Source organism: uncultured Sphingomonas sp. (assembly GCF_902806265.1).
In the GTDB taxonomy this organism is placed as follows: Bacteria; Pseudomonadota; Alphaproteobacteria; order Sphingomonadales; family Sphingomonadaceae; genus Sphingomicrobium.
Window position 1 is genome coordinate 1 of record NZ_CADCVZ010000061.1, and the last position, 16,906, is coordinate 16,906.

Annotated in this window: 22 protein-coding genes; 8 read left to right on the forward strand and 14 right to left on the reverse strand. The window is 69.4% G+C overall.

All coding sequences use genetic code 11. The features are described 5' to 3' along the window. Positions 1–679, reverse strand: a 679-nt coding sequence (locus QZX62_RS11095; protein ID WP_294174458.1) for a pre-peptidase C-terminal domain-containing protein, incomplete at its 3' end; no start/stop codon positions are given. 5 nt (positions 680–684) lie between these two features. Beyond that, positions 685–999 carry a hypothetical protein gene (locus QZX62_RS11100; RefSeq protein ID WP_294174459.1) on the reverse strand — a complete coding sequence of 105 codons (315 nt, stop codon included), beginning with the start codon at positions 997–999 and terminating at the stop codon, positions 685–687. A gap of 268 nt (positions 1,000–1,267) precedes the next feature. Between QZX62_RS11100 and ykgO the strand changes: the two genes are divergently transcribed. Together ykgO and QZX62_RS11110 are read left to right on the forward strand one after the other, a co-directional pair. Next, positions 1,268–1,393: a type B 50S ribosomal protein L36 gene (ykgO, locus tag QZX62_RS11105; protein WP_029941846.1), complete on the forward strand. Its 126-nt coding sequence runs from the start codon at positions 1,268–1,270 to the stop codon at positions 1,391–1,393. Between the two features lie 124 nt (positions 1,394–1,517). Next, on the forward strand, positions 1,518–1,778 hold the full coding sequence (locus QZX62_RS11110) for a hypothetical protein (protein WP_294174478.1): 261 nt from the start codon (positions 1,518–1,520) through the stop codon (positions 1,776–1,778). Between the two features lie 39 nt (positions 1,779–1,817). On the opposite strand, the gene QZX62_RS11115 is transcribed toward QZX62_RS11110, so the two are convergent. Both QZX62_RS11115 and purT read right to left on the reverse strand, forming a co-directional pair. Further along, complete coding sequence (locus QZX62_RS11115) at positions 1,818–2,213, reverse strand: hypothetical protein (RefSeq protein ID WP_294174479.1); 396 nt, start codon at positions 2,211–2,213, stop codon at positions 1,818–1,820. A gap of 17 nt (positions 2,214–2,230) precedes the next feature. After that, on the reverse strand, positions 2,231–3,388 hold the full coding sequence (gene purT / locus QZX62_RS11120) for a formate-dependent phosphoribosylglycinamide formyltransferase (protein ID WP_294174481.1): 1,158 nt from the start codon (positions 3,386–3,388) through the stop codon (positions 2,231–2,233). Between the two features lie 47 nt (positions 3,389–3,435). Between purT and QZX62_RS11125 the strand changes: the two genes are divergently transcribed. Then, complete coding sequence (locus QZX62_RS11125) at positions 3,436–4,320, forward strand: peptidylprolyl isomerase (RefSeq protein WP_294174482.1); 885 nt, start codon at positions 3,436–3,438, stop codon at positions 4,318–4,320. A gap of 99 nt (positions 4,321–4,419) precedes the next feature. Here the strand turns inward: QZX62_RS11125 and QZX62_RS11130 are convergent, their stop codons facing one another. From QZX62_RS11130 to QZX62_RS11140, 3 genes are all read right to left on the reverse strand, one after another. Beyond that, a complete protein-coding gene (locus tag QZX62_RS11130; protein WP_294169544.1) occupies positions 4,420–4,680 on the reverse strand; it encodes a hypothetical protein in 261 nt (86 codons plus the stop codon). A gap of 75 nt (positions 4,681–4,755) precedes the next feature. Continuing rightward, complete coding sequence (locus QZX62_RS11135) at positions 4,756–7,230, reverse strand: FtsX-like permease family protein (RefSeq protein WP_294174484.1); 2,475 nt, start codon at positions 7,228–7,230, stop codon at positions 4,756–4,758. Further along, positions 7,227–7,901, reverse strand: a complete 675-nt coding sequence (locus QZX62_RS11140) for an ABC transporter ATP-binding protein (RefSeq protein ID WP_294174485.1) — start codon at positions 7,899–7,901, stop codon at positions 7,227–7,229. The genes QZX62_RS11135 and QZX62_RS11140 overlap by 4 nt, the downstream gene beginning before the upstream one ends. Positions 7,902–8,007: 106 nt before the next feature. On the opposite strand from QZX62_RS11140, the gene QZX62_RS11145 reads away from it, so the two are divergent. After that, positions 8,008–8,670, forward strand: a complete 663-nt coding sequence (locus tag QZX62_RS11145) for an arylesterase (protein WP_294174486.1) — start codon at positions 8,008–8,010, stop codon at positions 8,668–8,670. Here the strand turns inward: QZX62_RS11145 and QZX62_RS11150 are convergent. After that, positions 8,667–8,972, reverse strand: coding sequence for a PilZ domain-containing protein (locus QZX62_RS11150; RefSeq protein ID WP_294174487.1), 306 nt, complete (start codon positions 8,970–8,972; stop codon positions 8,667–8,669). The two genes, QZX62_RS11145 and QZX62_RS11150, sit on opposite strands and share 4 nt — an antisense overlap. A 259-nt stretch (positions 8,973–9,231) precedes the next feature. Between QZX62_RS11150 and QZX62_RS11155 the strand changes: the two genes are divergently transcribed. Continuing rightward, positions 9,232–10,518, forward strand: a complete 1,287-nt coding sequence (locus QZX62_RS11155) for a L,D-transpeptidase family protein (protein ID WP_294174488.1) — start codon at positions 9,232–9,234, stop codon at positions 10,516–10,518. Between the two features lie 284 nt (positions 10,519–10,802). On the opposite strand, the gene QZX62_RS11160 is transcribed toward QZX62_RS11155, so the two are convergent. Then, the gene (locus QZX62_RS11160) at positions 10,803–11,483 is read right to left on the reverse strand and encodes a murein L,D-transpeptidase catalytic domain family protein (RefSeq protein ID WP_294174489.1); all 681 of its coding nucleotides are present in this window, start codon (positions 11,481–11,483) and stop codon (positions 10,803–10,805) included. 287 nt (positions 11,484–11,770) lie between these two features. Between QZX62_RS11160 and rpsU the strand changes: the two genes are divergently transcribed. Together rpsU and QZX62_RS11170 are read left to right on the forward strand one after the other, a co-directional pair. Continuing rightward, positions 11,771–11,977, forward strand: coding sequence for a 30S ribosomal protein S21 (gene rpsU, locus QZX62_RS11165; protein WP_294174490.1), 207 nt, complete (start codon positions 11,771–11,773; stop codon positions 11,975–11,977). 62 nt (positions 11,978–12,039) lie between these two features. Further along, positions 12,040–12,546 (forward strand): FKBP-type peptidyl-prolyl cis-trans isomerase, encoded by a 507-nt coding sequence (locus tag QZX62_RS11170; RefSeq protein WP_294174491.1) that lies wholly within the window; start codon positions 12,040–12,042, stop codon positions 12,544–12,546. An 18-nt stretch (positions 12,547–12,564) separates the two neighbouring features. Here QZX62_RS11170 and lepB read toward each other — a convergent pair whose 3' ends face one another. From lepB to pyrE, 5 genes are read right to left on the reverse strand one after another with little or no spacing between them, the layout of a single operon-like run. Beyond that, on the reverse strand, positions 12,565–13,506 hold the full coding sequence (gene lepB / locus QZX62_RS11175) for a signal peptidase I (RefSeq protein WP_294174492.1): 942 nt from the start codon (positions 13,504–13,506) through the stop codon (positions 12,565–12,567). Then, the gene (acpS, locus tag QZX62_RS11180; protein ID WP_294174493.1) at positions 13,507–13,914 is read right to left on the reverse strand and encodes a holo-ACP synthase; all 408 of its coding nucleotides are present in this window, start codon (positions 13,912–13,914) and stop codon (positions 13,507–13,509) included. Continuing rightward, entirely contained in the window at positions 13,911–14,225 is a 315-nt protein-coding gene (locus QZX62_RS11185; protein WP_294174494.1) for a hypothetical protein, read from the reverse strand. The genes acpS and QZX62_RS11185 overlap by 4 nt, the downstream gene beginning before the upstream one ends. Continuing rightward, the gene (locus QZX62_RS11190) at positions 14,222–14,950 is read right to left on the reverse strand and encodes a pyridoxine 5'-phosphate synthase (RefSeq protein ID WP_294174495.1); all 729 of its coding nucleotides are present in this window, start codon (positions 14,948–14,950) and stop codon (positions 14,222–14,224) included. Before QZX62_RS11190 ends, QZX62_RS11185 begins: the two co-directional genes overlap by 4 nt. Next, entirely contained in the window at positions 14,947–15,531 is a 585-nt protein-coding gene (pyrE, locus tag QZX62_RS11195; protein WP_294174496.1) for an orotate phosphoribosyltransferase, read from the reverse strand. Before pyrE ends, QZX62_RS11190 begins: the two co-directional genes overlap by 4 nt. Before the next feature lie 173 nt (positions 15,532–15,704). Between pyrE and coxB the strand changes: the two genes are divergently transcribed. After that, on the forward strand, positions 15,705–16,883 hold the full coding sequence (coxB, locus tag QZX62_RS11200; protein ID WP_294174497.1) for a cytochrome c oxidase subunit II: 1,179 nt from the start codon (positions 15,705–15,707) through the stop codon (positions 16,881–16,883). The last annotated feature ends 23 nt before the right edge of the window (positions 16,884–16,906 follow it).

The window sequence follows — 16,906 nt, forward strand, 5'->3', positions numbered from 1 at the left end:
CGCGGTAGTCGGCCAGCCATTGGCTGGATACGTTCACATGCGCCGATTGGTTGATCCCGCCCGTCCAGACCCCGTCGGCAAACGCGCCTTCCTCATCGTCATCGAAGGTGATCTGGCCACCGCTGGTCACTTCCACGAAGCGCACGCCGATGACGTCCGACCACAGCTTCAGCGCTTCGCGCGCAAAGGTCTTCCCCTCGGTCGTCAGACCGGTGAGGTTCACGGTCAGGCTGCCGCCCTGGCTCACCGCGAAATGGTGGGAGTCGCCGTACCAATAACCGCTTACGAGCTGGTCGGAAAATTGGTCAACGGTTCCCGTCGGGGGCGGCGTGTAGTTGTTGACCGCGAGTTGATAGGGGCCGACCTCGAGCTGATCGGCCTCGTCGTCATAAGCCGCCACATCGATATAATAGGTGCCGCTCGCCGGGACGGTGAACGCAACGCGCGAGTCCATCGTCCCACCGCTGTCGTCGTTCTCGAACAGCACGTTCCCGGAGGCATCCAGGATCCGTAGGTAGCAGTCGATGGTGGCGGAGGTCAGGGTAACGGTGATCGACTGACCCTGGCTGAGGCTGATGCGGTACCAGTCATGGTCGCCCGCCACTTCCAGGGTGTTGGAAGCTGTTCCGCCGACGGAAATGACGGCCGTGGTTGTTCTGTCCCCCGCGATATCCGCCAACGCCCTTACTCCCGTCCCTGTTGTTGCTGCCCTGCCGCGAGCTCCGCCGCGATCGCCGTGGCGAGCATCCGAAGCGAACGCGCGCCAAGTGGCCGGTCGGAGCTGCCAACGGTGACCGTCCGCAGGCGGCTGCCATCGGCAGCGGTAACGTCGGCTTTAACAAGAAAAGGTGAACGAACGCTCACCGCCACCACCCGGGGCGAGAACTTGCCAAGGTGCGCTTCGAGGATGGAGCACACGGCATCGGCGCCGTTCAGCTCGGCCGGCAGCTGCTCCGCGCCCTGAATCTGGCACCAATCCCCGTCACTTGCCCGATCCATTGCCCAAGCACTCCGGGGAGGTCCGTCGGCGGCGGCCCATAGCAGGGCTGCGGCCGGGCCGATCCATGTGCTCCCCTTTATCATTCCGCGTGGCCTCGGCAGTGTCCGGTGGCAATCACCTTCAAGCTGTTGAGATTAACCGGATCCTAATCGCCCGCTGCCGCACCGTCCAGTGTCGCCTTGACTTCGCCCGGACCCTTCAATAGGGGCGCGTCCGAGCTTTCGAGCATCAGCCAACATCTTTTGATCAGAAACGGGCGGTCCGGCCATGAAGATTCGCAACTCGCTCAAGTCGTTGAAGGACCGCCACCGGGACTGCCGCGTGATCCGCCGGCGCGGGCGGACCTACGTCATCAACAAGACGAACCGGCGCTTCAAGGCGCGGCAGGGCTAAGCTCCGCCGGCAAGGCATGCCGCTGCGGCCTGTCCCAACTCGGTTCATCGCTGGCGTTAAACATCTCGCCGTCATTGGCGGTTAAGCTCTTTGCGTCTATATGGAGGATGCAAGGAGTTGTTCGATGATTACCGTTGTTCGTGCATTGTCGTTGGTGGCCGCTTCGGCGTTGCTCGCCGGTGCGGGTGCGTCTGCGGCATCGGCGCAGAAGACCCCCAACAACTTCCGTTACGAGATCAGGGACGGCAAGCGGGTGCCCAAGCCCGGCAACCGGCTGGTCAAGCCCGACGGCAGTTGGCGCGAAGAATCCCGCCAGGGCTCCTGCGTGACGATCAAGGAAAAGAGCGCGACCGGCGAGTACAAGGAAACCCGCCGCTGCGACTGATCGTCCGGCGGCACTCGGGCGCGTGAGGGCTGGCGCCGTCTAGCCGCTGGCGGGCCTTCTCGGGCTCGGGTTTATCCGGCATCCGGGCAGGCCAAGCTGTTGCATGTCCTTGCACGGCCGGACCTGCGCGCTGCCGTCGGGGCCCACGAAGATCGCCCAGCTGCGGCCGTCGTCGCAACTCGCCGTCCACAGCGACAAGCGCCGATACTCCTGCACATAGCCCGACTGGGTCACCCGGCGGCAGCGCAGGCCGCTGGCCAGGATCGCGCGCTTCAGCCCGATGTCGCGGCCCATGTCGTCGAGCTCGTGCAGCCGGTCCTGCTCGGGCGAGCGCACCACGATCTGCGGTTCGTTGACCGGCTGACCGGGCTCGCCGCGCTCGCCGCCGCACCCCGCCAGGCTCATCGCCAGAACCACGCCCAAGCTGTTCCGCATCGCTGCGCCTCCTATCTTCAATCGTGGTAACGAAGCCGCACGCAGGCGGCTGCATCGCTGGCCCGTCGGCGCGCGTCAGCCACGCTCTCGCCGCGGGCCAGCGCCACGCCCATTCGCCGGTTGGGGAGCGTGCGCGGCTTGCCGAACAGCCGCAGCTCGGCGCCGGTCGCCAGCGCGTCGGCCACGCCGTTGAAGCCGAAAGCATCGCTGTCCTGGGTAGCCAGGATGACTGCGGAGGCGGCCGGGCCCGCGGGGACGATCGGCGCCACCGGCAGTCCGAGGATGGCGCGGAGGTGCAGTTCGAACTGGGTGGGCGACTGGCTCACCAGCGTCACCATGCCGGTGTCGTGCGGGCGCGGGCTGAGCTCGGAAAAGATCGCGCGCTCGCCGGCGATGAAGAACTCGACGCCGAACAGGCCCCGCCCGCCGAGCGCCTCGACCACCCGGCGCGCCTGGTCCTGCGCCGACTGCAGGGTCGCCGCGCCGATCTCCGCCGGCTGCCAGCTCTCGCGATAGTCGCCGCCCTCCTGCCGGTGGCCGATCGGCGCGCAGAAGTGGACTCCGTCCGCCGCCGCCACCGTCAGCAGCGTGATCTCCGTATCGAAGCGGATGAACTCCTCGACGATCACCCGCGGCCGGTCGCCGCGCATGTTGGCAACTGCATGGTCCCAGGCCGCGCCGACCTCCCCAAGCGTGTGCGCGGTGCTCTGGCCCTTGCCCGAAGAGGACATGACCGGCTTGACGACGCAGGGCAGGCCGACCGCTTGCCCGGCCGCCAGCGCCTCCTTCCGGCTCTCGGCAAAGCGGTAGCGGCTGGTCTCAAGCCCCAGCTCCGCCGCAGCGAAGTCGCGGATGCCGTCGCGGTTCATGGTCAGCTGCGCCGCCTTGGCCGACGGCGCAACCCGCCAGCCTTCGCGCTCCAGCGCAGCCAGCGTATCGGTGTCGATCGCCTCGATCTCGGGCACGATCACGTCCGGCCGATGCTTCTCCACTGCCGCCCGCAGCGCCGCGCCGTCGAGCATGGAGAACACCTCCGCCGCATCGGCGACCTGCATCGCCGGCGCGCGGGCGTAGCGGTCGCAGGCGACCACTTCGCAGCCCAGCCGCTTGGCAGCGATGGCGAACTCCCGTCCCAGCTCGCCCGAACCCAGCAGCATCAGCTTTGCGATGAACATGGATGGGCGTTAGCAAGGGTCCGCACCCTCGTCATCCAGGAGCATCCATGCGCCGACTGCTTTGCCTGTCCGCTCTTCTCACCACCGCCGCGGCTCAGGCGCCCAAGCCGCTGACGCCGAGCGAGATCGTTGCCCAGGCGCCCGCGGCCGACTGGCGGACGATCCCGGCAGAAGACCTGCTGGTCATCGATTTCGAAGGCGGCGGGCGGACGATCGTTCAGCTCGCCCCGCAGTTCGCGCCGGTGCACGTCGCCAACATCCGCGCACTGGCTGGGGCTGGCTACTGGCGCGGTGCGTCGGTCTACCGGGTGCAGGACAATTACGTCGCGCAATGGGGGACCAACGACGAGAAGGCGGCCCTGCCGACCGGCGTGGTGAAGCGTCCGCCCGCCGAGTACACCCGTCCGGTGCGCGGGCTGACCATCCGCCGCTTCCCGCATGCCGATCCTTATGCATCGAGGGTCGGGCACGCGAACGGCTGGCCGGTGGCGGTCTATGCCGGCGATCAAGCCAGTCTCACCCATTGCTACGGCACCGTCGGGGTCGGCCGCGACCTCGCACCCGATACCGGCATGGGCGGCGAGCTCTACGCGGTGATCGGCCACGCGCCGCGCCACCTCGAGCGCAACATCGCGACAGTCGGCCGGGTGGTGGAAGGCATCGAGCAGCTGAGCGCCTTGCCGCGCGGAACGGAAGCGCTCGGCTTCTACAAGGAAGGCGCAGTGGCCAAGCGGATCACCGCGGTACGCCTGGCGTCGGCACTGCCCGGCGCCGAACGGCCGAGCTTCCAGTACATGGCCGAGACGGGCCCCAGCTTCGCCGCCTATCTGCAGGCCCGGGCCAACCGCCGCGACGACTTCTACCAGGTACCCGCCGGCGGCGTGGACATATGCAATGCGCCGGTGCCCGTCCGTCGGACACCGGCGCGCTAGGCGTCGCTCGGGTTAGTCTCCCCCTCCGGCCTGGTACGCTGGCCGCACAGGGACTTCGCTGTACGCACCCCTCGAGAGGGCGCCGGGGGGAGAGTGGGGTTAGGCCGCCCAGGCCTGTCCTTGTTCGCGATTGCGATGCTGAATGATGACCGGCGCGCTGTGATGGCGCATGCTGGCTTCGGCCAGCGGCAGGGCCGTGGCGCAGAAAGCACACTCGGCGGAAACCCGCCCGATGATCCAGTGGGTCCGCCCGCAGCCGGGGCAATGGTTCACGTCATGCTCGCGGTACACGGCATGATAGCCGCGGCCGGCCGGGTCGTGCTTCAGCCCCAATTCGCCAAGACTCGGGAAGTTCGACATCGCAGTTATTCCTTTCGGACCCTTTAACGATGGATCGTTCCGGAAAGTTGCAAGGTCCCGGCGCGGGACGGGCGGCTACAAGCTCCGCAACGCTTCGGCCGGACGGGCCCGCAAAGCCGGCCAGGCCGCCGCCACCGCCGTCAGGATCGCGACCGCAACACCGACCAGCGGCAGCGCGGCCAGCCCCGCCCAGCCGGGCCGGAAGGGCAGTTCGAACAGCTGAGTCACGGTCGCCCAGGCGGCCGCGGTGCCGAAGACGAAGGCGGCCAGCGCGACTGCCCCGCTCATCGCGCCGAACTCGATCAGCTGCGCGGTCAGCACCTGCCTTCGGGTCGCGCCGACCAGCTTCAGCAATATGCTTTCGCGGGCACGGCTGGCCCGGGTTGCCGCCACCGCGCCGGCCAGCACCGCCACCCCGATCAGGATGGCGATCGCGGTCGCCAGGGTAATCGCGGCGTCCATCGCCCGCAGGATGGTGGCGACCCGCTCGACCACCTCGGCCACCCGGATGGTGCTGACCATCGGCAGCTCGGCAGCGAGCGCCCGCTCGAACGGCAAGGTCGAACGGCCAGCCCCGGGCGAGACCGTGGCCATCAGCGTATAGGGCGCCTGCTCCAGCGCACCCGGCGCGAAGATGATCGCGAAGTTGAAGCCGAAGCTGCGCCAGTCGATCTCCCGCAGCGACGCGATCCGCGCCTCGATCGGCCGGCCGAGCACCGCCACCGTCATGCTGTCCCCGACCTTCAGATTAAGCGCCCGCGCCGCTTCCGCATCGAGCGAGATCAGCGGCGGCCCGCGATAGTCGGCGGGCCACCAACTGCCGGCGACGACGCGATTGCCGTCCGGCAGCCCGCGGGCGAAGGTCAGCCCGCGGTCCCCGCGCAGCACCCAGGCGCCCTCGGGGATGGACTTCAGCGAAGCCACCGGCTGGCCGTTGAGAGCGGTCACCGGGCCGCGCAGCGACGGCACCATCCGCAGCTCGGCGCCAGGCAGAATGCGCTGGGCCAGCCCGCTGAACTGCCCTTCCGCGCTTGCCGGAATGTCGAGCGTGAACAGCGCGGGCGCCTGTTGCGGCACCGTTCCCCGCAGCTCGGCCGACAGGCTGCGGCCGATCCCGCTCAGCGCGACCAGCAGCGACAGGCCGAGTCCCAGGGCGACGCTCAGCCGCACGGTGGCCGAGCCCGGGCGATGCAGCGCGGCGACTCCCAGGCGGGTGATCGGACCGCCGCGGCCTGCCGACCCGCGCGCGACCCGCCCGACCGCCCAGCCGAGCAGGGCGAAGATCGCTCCCAGCGCCGCTGCCCCGATCAGCGCCTGCACCGTCAGCCAGCGGTCGCCCGCGCTCCATAAGGCCAGCGCGGCGACCGCCGCCGCTGCGAGGGCGGGTACCAGCCACCCGCGCCAGCTCGGTCGGTCCTCGCCGCCGGCATCGCCGCGCAGGATGCGCGCGGGCCGCTCGGCGATCGCGCCGGCGATCGGGCGCCAGGCCGCGGCCACAGTGACTAGCGCACCAAACGCAGCCGACAGCAACAGTGCGCCCCATTGCGGCGCCGGGTCGACCGCGACCGGCAGCAGGTCTCCGGCCGCTCGCCCGACCAGCGCAGGCACAACACTGCCGATCGCCAGGCCAAACGCGATGGCCACCGCCGCCAGTGCCGCCACCGACAGCCCCAGCATCAGCGCCAGGTCGCGCCGGCGCGCGCCGAGGATCTTGAGCACCGCGATGCTCTGCCGCCGCGATGCCGCGAAGGCCGCGGTGGCGCTGGCGATGCCGATGGTGCCGATGCCCAGCGCGCCCAGCGCAATCAACAGCAGCAATTGCCCGACCCGGTCCACGAACCGCCGGGTCCCGCCCGCCGCATCGCCCTTGTCCAGCGCCCGCCAGCCGCCTTCGGGAAATCGCGCCTGAAAGGCCTTGCCCACTTCGATGCCATTGGTAGCGGGCGGCAGCAGGAGGCGGTAACTGCTGGTGTAAAGGCTGCCGGGCTGGATCAGGCCGGTCTGCCGCAGTCCTTCAGGCGTGATCAGCACCGGCGGCGCCAGGGCGAAGCCCGACACGGCAGGCAGCTGGCGGAGGACGCCGCTGACCCGGAATTCGGCGAAACCGAGCCGCACCAGCGCCCCGATCCTGAGGTCGAAGCGCTCGGCCAGTTCCCGCCCGATCGCCGCTTCGCCGTTACGCGGCGCTCGCCCGGCGTCGAACAGCAGCCGGCCCGCCGGCGGCCACCCTGCGGGCACGCCCGACAGCTCGACCAGCGCACTGCCGTTCGCGGTCAGCAGGTTGGACCGCAGCGTTTGGCTTTCCGTCACCGGCCCGAGCTCGGCCATGGCGGCGCGTTCCTCGGAAGTGGCCGCCCGCTGCGCCGTGCTCAGCACCAGGTCCGCGCCCAGCAGCTCGCGGCTGTTGGTGTCGATGGTGGAGCGGATCGCGCTGGCGACGCTGGTCACCGCGGCCAGGCCCGCAACCGCGATCGTCAGGCAGACCAGCAGCAACCCCAGCCCGCCCAGCCCGCCCCGCAGGTCGCGCCGGGCCAGCGCCCAGGCGGTCATCCGTGCGCGATCCGGCCGTCGGCGATCCGCACGATGCGGCCCGCCCGATCGGCCACCGCCAGGTCATGGGTAATCACCAACAGGCCCGCGCCCGCCGCCGCCACCCGCTCGAACAGCAGGTCGACGATCGCCGAACCGGTCTTCGCGTCGAGGTTGCCGGTGGGCTCGTCGGCCAGCAGCAGCTTGGGCCGCGGCGCGGTCGCGCGGGCGATCGCCACCCGCTGCTGCTCGCCGCCGGACAATTGGGTGGGGTAGTGGGTCAGCCGCTCGCCCAGTCCCACGGCCGCGAGTTCCGCCTCCGCCCGTCCGCGCGCTTCCGGCTGCCCGGTCAGCTCCATCGGCACCATGACATTCTCGAGCGCGGTCATGGTCGGCAGCAGGTGAAAGGCCTGAAGCACGACCCCGATCGCCCGGCCGCGCAGCCGCGCCAGCGCATCCTCGTCCAGCACGCCGACATCTTCGCCGAGCACCCGGACGCTGCCGGCGGACGCGCGCTCCAGCCCGCCGATCACCGCCATGAGCGAGCTCTTGCCCGAGCCCGATGCGCCGAGGATCGCAACCGTCTCGCCTTCGTCCAGGCGAAAGTCGATGCCGCGCAGGATCTCGGTCGTCGCCGCGCCGCGGCCTAGGGTCAGACGGATGTCGGACAAGTCGATCAGCGGGTCGGCCATGCGCGGCCTTCAGCTAGGGACGGGACCCCTCATCCGCAATGCCGCACGCTTGCCGCGCTCCGCCGGCAAAGATTGAAGCTCGGCCACGACGACCTAGATTGAGCCGATGTTCAACTGGTACATGCTTGCCGCTTTGGCCGCGCTTCCGGCCGCAGCTCCCGCCCAGGCGCCCGTCTCCGTGCCCGCCGGCGAACCCCTGATCCTGGCATTCGGCGACAGCCTGACCGCGGGCTACGGTCTCGGCCGCGGCCTCGGCTTCGCGCCGCAGCTTGAGGACGCGCTCCGCCGTCATGGCATCAAGGCGCACGTCCACGACGCGGGCGTGTCGGGCGATACGACCTCTGGCGGCCGCCAGCGGCTCGGCTGGACGCTCGATGGACTGCCACGCAAGCCCGATCTGGCGATCGTCGAGCTCGGCGCCAACGACATGCTCCGCGGCGTCGATCCGGCGGTGACGGAAGCTAACCTCGACGCCATGCTCAGCGAGCTTCAGCGCCGCGAGATCCCCGTGCTGCTCGCCGGCATGCTGGCGGCGCCCAATCTCAGCCCGAGTTATCGCCGCCGCTTCGAGGCGATCTACCCGACGCTCGCCCGCAAGTATGACGCGACCCTTTATCCGTTCTTCCTGCAGGGCGTCGCCGGCAACCGCGCGCTGGCCTTGCCCGACGGGGTTCACCCCAACTTCGAAGGCGTGAAACGGGTGGTCACCGGCATCCTGCCGACGGTTCAACGGGCGCTCGCCCGCGTTTCCCGCCGCGCCGCGGCCTAGGCGCCGAGCAGCCCTGACAGGTCGACCGGCTGCGCGAACTCGGCGCCGATCCGCTTGCCTTTGACCCAGCGCACCACTGCGTTGGCCCGCTCGCGGCCCGGCAGGATCAGCCACACCCGCGCGCCCGCTGCGAACTCGCCCCCGGTCTCGGCCATGAAGCCGGTGCTGGAGATGTTGAGCACGGTCGCTTCAGCGCCTTCGCTGCCCAGCTCACGCACCCGTGCGTCGACCGCCACCGGGGCACGCGGCGCGATCCGGCGGTCGTCGGCCGAAGCTTGCTGTGCGATCCGGGCGTCGATCATGACCCTGCTAGGCTCCTCGTCCCTGCACGGACGATCCTCCATCTCGGCCGACGGCCGGAATTGAGCGTACATATCCACCGGATGGTTCCCTTCGCCACCCTTATGGTTGCCGGCGCTTAACAATGGGTATCAAGCGCGCTCCACTGTGGCGCGCGCGACACTGGCGAGGCGCATTCATCGGTTGTATTGGTGGAGGCGGGCACAAGCATCGCGGCGGCTCCAGGTCGCTCCGGCGGGACATTCGAACAGGTTGGGCAGCATGAGCACGCGTTTTCTTCTCACCACGCTCCTGGTTACAGCGGCCGCGGTGCCGGCCTTGGCGCAGGTCGCGGCTCCGCCTTTGGCTCCGCCTCCCGTCATCCAGCCTGCACCGGGTCCAGGCACGGCGGTGCCCGCTCAGCCCGATGCTCTCGCGCCTGCGCCGGTCGAGCTGCCCCCGCCGGCCTGGCCGCTCCCGGTCGCGCAGGAGCTTGCGGCCTACATCCGCACCGTCGGCAGCGAAGGGCTCGACCCGCGCGATTACGGGCCCGACCGGCTCGACGCGGCCATCCGCAGCGGCAATCCGCAGCTGCTGGCCGAGGTCGCCACCCGTACCTTCAGGCAGCTCGCTTCCGACCTCGCGCTCGGCCACGTCCGCGGCTCGGCCCGGCACCAATGGTTCGTGACCGACCCGGACCTGGCGGGCGGGCGCCTCGACCAGCTGCTGATGCAGACCGTGACCCGCGGGGGCGTAACGGAGATGATGCGCGGCCTGCTGCCGACCCATCCGCAATATGGCGCGCTCCGCCATGCGCTGACCGTGGAGCAGGCGGGCGGCGCGGCGGCGATCGGCAAGATTCGGCTGAACATGGACCGCTGGCGCTGGCTGCCGCGCGACCTCGGGCAGCGCTACATCATCGTCAACGTCCCGGGCGAGCATGCCACGCTGGTCGAAAATGCGCAGACCCGCTGGAAGCACCGGGCGATCGCGGGGGCGGTGAAGACCCCGACACCCCAGCTGTCGGTCAACGCCACCGGCGTGATCCTCAATCCCTGGTGGGAAGTGCCCAAGAGCCTGGCCGGCGAGGTCGCGGGCAAGCGCGGCTACGTCGCGGTGAAGGGCAAGGACGGCAAGGTCCAGCGCTGGCGGCAGCCGCCGGGGCCGGGCAACGCGCTCGGCAAGATCAAATTCGTGATGCAGAACCCGCACGCCATCTACCTGCACGACACCAACAACCGCAGCCTGTTCGACGCCCGCGCGCGCTTCCTCAGCCACGGCTGCATCCGCACGGAAAACATCCTCGACCTCGCCGCCGAGCTGCTCAGCGACGATGGCGGCGAGTACAATTCGGCCAAGATCGACGAGGTGCTGGCGAGCGGTAAGACGCTTCAGGCCAACTTCGTGCGACCGGTGCCGGTGTACATCGTGTACTTCAGCACCGCCGCGCTGACCGACGGCCAGCTCGTCCAGTACAATGACCTGTACAAGCGCGACGGGCGGGTGCTGGCGGCGCTGAACGACACGGGCTCGCCGGGCAAGCCGGCGACCAAGACTGCGGCGAAATAAGAATCTCCCTGCCGCGCAGCGGTGGGGAGGGGGACCGTCAGCCGAAGCCGCAGGCGTAGGTGGATGGTGGAGGGGCCAACGCCGGTTCCGACTGCATGACCTTGCCGTCACCCCGGACTTGATCCGGGGTCCGCCTTGTACTTTCCATCAGCGAGGGGAGCCGTCACGGGAGTAAATCCCGTGACGTCGGTCCTGTCGCTCCTACCGTCGCGCAGGCCGGCCGTGGATTCGCGTCTCTCGCCTAAGTCGACGGTCGCTGCGCAACCGCTGCCTTACGCTCGGCGCTACGCCAATTTATCCGCGTAGATCAGCCTTTGCCCGGCCAGCCGGTTCATCACCGCCCACTGGCTCTGCTTGCTGAAGGCGAAGCAGCCCTCCGACCGGCCGAGCTTGCCGTGCTGCGCGACCACGTCGGGCTCGGCGTACCAGGCGTTGTGGATCACGATCGCGCGCGCCTCGGCGTTGTTATTGGACCAATCGAGCCCGCGGACCCGCATGGAGAGGCCGTACTTGCCGTGGTAATAGTCGCTCGTGGCATAGGCGCCATTGCTGCTCGCCTCGGAGCCGGGCGTGTTGGAGAAGCTTTCCAGATACCCGCTGTGCGCCGGATCGGACCCGCGGCCGTGGGCGACCAGGTGGCTTTCGACGCTGCCGTTCAGCATGTTGACCACATGGAAGCGTGCTTCGCGGCTCTTCTGCGAGAAATCGACAATGCCGATGAAGTCGCGGGCGCGGACAGTGCCGCGGGCGAATTCGCGGTCGAGCGCGGCCTTGGCGCGCCCGAACAGCTGCGGGTCGATCCCGGCCGGCGCGGTCGGCGCGACGGGAACGGGCGGCGGCGGCAGGATCGGCGCGGCGGCGAAGATCGCGGCAGGCAAACCGGCGGGATTGGCGGCACTCGAAAGCGTGGCGGCGCCCGCCCCGATCGTGCCCCAGCGCAGCATGTCCCGGCGATTCATCGTCATCCGTGGCCCTCCGTTATTGGAAGAACTCTTTATCTCACAAAGGGTTAACAGGCGATAACCATTATCGGGAGTTGGGCGATCCCGGCGCAGGGAGCGCACAGTTCATCGCAGCACGACAGCTCAAGGCTGGCTTGATCATGCCGGATCACGCTGGTAAGGGCCGCGGCTTCGGTGTGAGCTCTGCTCGCGACGGCAATGTTTGTTGGGCGGTCTCCGCATGCCTCGCGCGTTCCGCCCTGCCGCCGGCACCTGGTCGGCAAACGATCAAAGGAGTTGAACGACTTTTTATGCAGATCATCGTTCGCGACAATAATGTCGACCAGGCGCTGCGCGCGCTCAAGAAGAAGCTGCAGCGCGAGGGCGTCTATCGCGAGATGAAGCTGCGCCGTCATTATGAAAAGCCGTCGGAGAAGCGCGCCCGTGAGCGTGCCGCTGCCATCCGCCGCGCCCGCAAGCTGGAGCGCAAGCGGGCGGAGCGCGAAGGCGTCCGCTAAGCGGCTCGCGTCCGGCGCTTGAGCCGGGCGAATCCACTCTCCTCGATAAGGACCAGCGGCTGATGAGCGCAACCCAGGTGCCGATTCGTCCGGTCGCGCGAGCTACCCGCGTCCGGGTTTTCGGCGGGCTGGTCCTGCTGGTTCTGCTCGGCATCGCGCTAGCCTGGTTCGGCGCGGGCCGGCTGCGCGGCGAGACCACCGCCAGCGGGCTCCAGATCCGCACGGTGGAAGCGGGCAAGGGGCCGCTCGTCCAGGCCAACGACGGCGTGCTGATCGAATATGAAGCGCGCCTGTCCGACGGTACCGTGTTCGACACCACCGAAGGCAAGGGCCCCGTACCGATGATCCCGGGCCAGACCATCCCCGGCTTCGCGGAAGCGCTGCAGAAGATGCAGGGGGGTGGCCGCTACAAGGTCCACATCCCCTCCGCGCTGGCCTACGGCGCCACCCCGCCGCCGGGCGCGCCGATCCCGCCCAACGCCGACCTCGACTTCGACGTGCATGTCGTCCAGGTCGTGCCCAACGCCGCCGCGATGATGGGCGGCATGGCTCCGCCGCCCGGCCAGTAAGCCTTCGGCGGAGCGGCTTCAGCTCCGCTTGTGCACCCGCAACGAACCCCCGGCGCGGTCGGGGCGCAGCGCGCCGAACCAGCTGGCCGGGTTCAGCACCTCGGTGGTGCCGTCCAGGCTGAAGGTGATGAACTCGGCCCGCCCGCCGATATTCTCCCATGGCACCGCTCCACCAAGCCCGTTGACACCCGCGCCCGTCTGAAACCGGCTGTCGGCGCTGCGGTCGCGGTTGTCGCCCATCAGGAACACATGGTCGGCAGGCACGCGCACCGGGCCGTAGTCATCGCCCGGGCTCTCGCCCACGTCGATGGTGTCGTAGGTCGCGCCGTTGGGCAGCGTTTCGCGCACGATCGGCAGGCGGCAGTAGCGCTTGCCGTCAGCGGCCTGCACCCCAAAGCCCATGAACTCGATCCCGCACGGCGCATTGGGGTCGACCGGGATCATGGCATCGGGCCGGATCTCGCGGCGGACGGGCTGCCCGTTGAGGATCAGCCGGCCGCCGCGAACCTCCAGCGTGTCGCCCGGTAGGCCGATCACCCGCTTGATATAGTCCTCGTTGGCGCCGGGCGGAGTGACGATCACGATGTGGCCGCGCTCAGGCAGCCGGCCGAACAGCCGGCCCTCGGTAAAGGGCAGGGTGATTCCCCAGCTTTCGCCCGGCCGGCGCAGCACCAGGCCGCGGAAGATCGCCGCCGGGTTGGGGATGGTGGGCGACACGTACGACCAGCCGTACGGATATTTGCTGACCACCAGCCGGTCGCCTTTCAGCAGCACCGGCATCATCGATTCCGACGGGATGTAGAAGGGCTTGGCGACGAAGCTGTGGAACAGCAGCACGGCCAGCAGGACCAGCGCCAGTCCCTTGATCTCCCGCCACAGGGCGGAGCCCTTGCCGCCGCGCTGCGAAGTTGCGACCGGGCCAGCGGCCGGGGCGTCCATGGTGAGGGCTTCGTCGGGCAATCAACGCTCCAGCTTGCGGGCTTCCAGGATGACAAAGGCCTGCGCCCAGGGGTGATCGTCGGTCATGGTCAGGTGGACTTGGATGGCGTGGCCCGGCGGGGTCAGAGCGTCAAGCCTGGCCCGCGCCCCGCCGGTCAGCGCCAGCGTCGGCTTGCCTGAAGGTTCATTAACCACACCGATATCGCGCATGAACACGCCGCGCTTGAAGCCGGTGCCGACCGCCTTGCTGAACGCTTCCTTGGCCGCGAAGCGCTTGGCTAGCGTCCCTGCGGCGGTGAACGGCCGCCGCGCGGCCTTGGCCTGCTCGGTCTCGGTGAACACGCGGGCGAGAAAGCGCTCGCCAAAGCGGTCGATCGACGCCTGGATCCGCTCGATGTTGCACAGGTCTGAGCCCAAGCCGACGATCACATCAGTAGCCCGAGCTGCACACTGAGAAAGCTGGCAGCAATCATGGCGATGGAGATCAGCAGCCAGCGAAAGCCCTCTCGAATATGATCTTTCCAGACGCTTCGAAGCGCCCGTTCGAGAAAGTGCAGCGTGAGCGCACCTGGAATCAGGCCATAGTGTAAGAGGATAAGCCAGCTATGGCCCTCCGAACGGGTACCCCAACCGAAGTCGAGCGCAGAGAAGAATATTAGCCACCAGAGGGTGCCTAAAGCGAGAACGGCAAAACTGAGTACTGCGAATACAATTCGCGACACGATGAGCACGTTGCTCACCGCGCGCTGTCCATCAGGTCGCGCATCCGCCGCACGCTCGGCTCTAGCCCGGTGAAGATCGCCTCGCCCACCAGGAAGTGCCCGATGTTGAGTTCGCGCACCTGCGGGATGGCAGCCACCGGCACGACATTCTCGAAGGTCAGCCCATGCCCCGCGTGCGGCTCGATCCCGTTCTTGGTCGCCAGCGCCGCGGCGTCGGCCAGCCGCTTGAGCTCCGCCGCCTGCTCCTCCTCCGCGAGGTGCGCGTAGCGGCCGGTGTGGAACTCGACCACCGGCGCGCCCAGGCGGATCGCTGCCTCGATCTGTGCGGGCTCGGGCTCGATGAACAGGCTCACCCGGATGTTGGCCGCGCCCAGCCGGTCGACGAAGTAGGCCAGGTGATTGTGCTGCCCCGCGGCGTCGAGCCCGCCTTCGGTGGTCCGCTCCTCGCGCCGCTCCGGCACGATACAGGCGGCGTGCGGCCGATGCTTCAACGCGATCGCCAGCATCTCCTCGGTGGCGGCCATCTCGAGGTTGAGCGGCACCGGCAGCTCGGCTGACAGCCGCGCGATGTCCTCGTCGGTGATGTGTCGCCGGTCCTCGCGAAGGTGCGCGGTGATCCCGTCCGCGCCCGCCTCCGCGGCGAGCAGCGCAGCCCGGACCGGATCGGGGTAGCCGGCGCCCCGCGCATTGCGCACGGTCGCGACATGGTCGATGTTGACGCCGAGGCGAAGTGCGCCCGTCACGCCCCGGCGCGGCTCCCGGGCTTGACCGCCGGCATCGCCTGCAGCTCGGGCGGCAGAGCGGTCGGCTCGAAGGTTGGAACGTCCAGCCGGATCAGCGGCGTGAACGGCACCCCGAGGTCCGCCGTCCCGCCCGAGCGATCCACAAGCGCCGCCCCGCCGATGACGCGTCCGCCCGCCGCCCCTACCGCCGCGATCGCCTCGCGCGACGATAGCCCGGTGGTCACCACATCCTCGACCAGCAGTACGGCGGCACCCGGCGCCAGGCGGAAGCCGCGGCGCAGCTCGAAGCTGCCGGCCGGCCGCTCCACGAACATCGCCGGCTTGCCCAGCGCCCGCCCCAGCTCATGCCCGATGATCACCCCGCCCATCGCCGGGGAGACCACCACCTCCACCGCGTCGCGCACTTGCGGCGGCAGCCGCTCCGCCAGCGCCCGCGCCAGCCGCTCGGCCCGTGTGCCGTCCATCAGCACCCGCGCGCATTGAAGGTAGCGCGGGCTGCGCAGGCCGGACGACAGGATGAAGTGGCCCTCGAGTAGCGCTTCCGCCGCCCGGAACTCGTTCAAGATCTCGTCGTCCGTCATCCGCTTACCCTCCGCCCGGGGGCTGAATAGGCGTGGCGCTGGCCCTCTACAACCAGTTGCAAAAGGGAACAGACAAGCGCTTGAGGGCGCGGCGGTCCGCTCCTATAAGGCCGCCACTTGTCGGCGCGCGGCTCTGCGTTTGCCGAGCTGCTGGATCGCTGTTCGGGGTTGGAATGAAACGGATCGGATTGTTGTTCGCCCTGGCCGCGGCCGGGCTCACCCCGGCAGCGGCGCAGACCCCGCCGGAGGTCGGCGCGCAGTCCAGCGAGGCCAGCGCGACTACCACCACCGCGGCCCCGGCCAACGCCCAGCCGAACCCCGGTCCGGGCGCGGTCGTCGATCCCACGCCGGGTCCGAGCGCGGTCGCTCCGGCCGCGCCGGGCGCCCCGGCGGTTGCCGGACCGGCGTTCCAGTACGCCGCCCCGGTCGCCGGCATCGGCATGCCCGACGGGCGCATGGGCACCCAGGACCAGTTCACCCCGATCGGGCGCGAAGCCGCGGCGTTCCACAACAACTGGCTGCTGCTGCTGTGCGCGGCGATCAGCCTGTTCGTGCTGATCCTCCTGGTCTACGCCATGATCCGCTACCGCCGCAGCGCGCATCCGGTGCCCTCGCGGACCAGCCACAACACCTTTGTCGAGGTGATGTGGACGCTGGTGCCAGTGCTGATCCTGGTGGCGATCGCCATTCCTTCGATCCGCCTCATCCGCCACCAATATTCGCCGCCGCCGGCCGACCTCACCGTGAAGGTGATCGGCAACCAATGGTATTGGACCTACCAGTATCCAGACAACGGCGGGTTCGAGATCGTGTCCAACATGCTCAAGGAGCGGAACGAGGTCGCGGCCGGCGCCCGCTTCCGCACCGACCGCGACGGACCGCGCCTGCTGGCCGCCGACGAGCGGCTGGTGATCCCGGCGGGCCAGACGGTGAAGTTCATCGTCACCTCCAACGACGTGATCCACAGCTTCTCCATCCCGTCCTTCTGGACCAAGATCGACGCCAACCCGGGCATCCTCAACGAGACCTGGGCCCGGGTCGACAAGCCCGGCGTCTACTTTGGCCAGTGCCAGGAACTGTGCGGCGCGCGCCACGCCTACATGCCGATCGCGGTGGAGGCGGTAACGCCCCAACGCTTCGCCCAATGGGTGGCGAGCAAGGGCGGCACCATGCCCGGCGCACGGCCGGTGCCGGCGCCCGACAGCACGGCGGCGACCACCGTCACTCCCAAGAACGTCGCGCCCGCGCCCGCCCCGACGCCCGCGACCGGCAACCCGACCGGCGCTCCGCCCGCAGCGGCGGGCAACGGTCAGCCCGGCGTCGCCCAGCGCGCCACGGACGGCACCAACTAGAGCCCCAGAGCGGACAAGAGAAA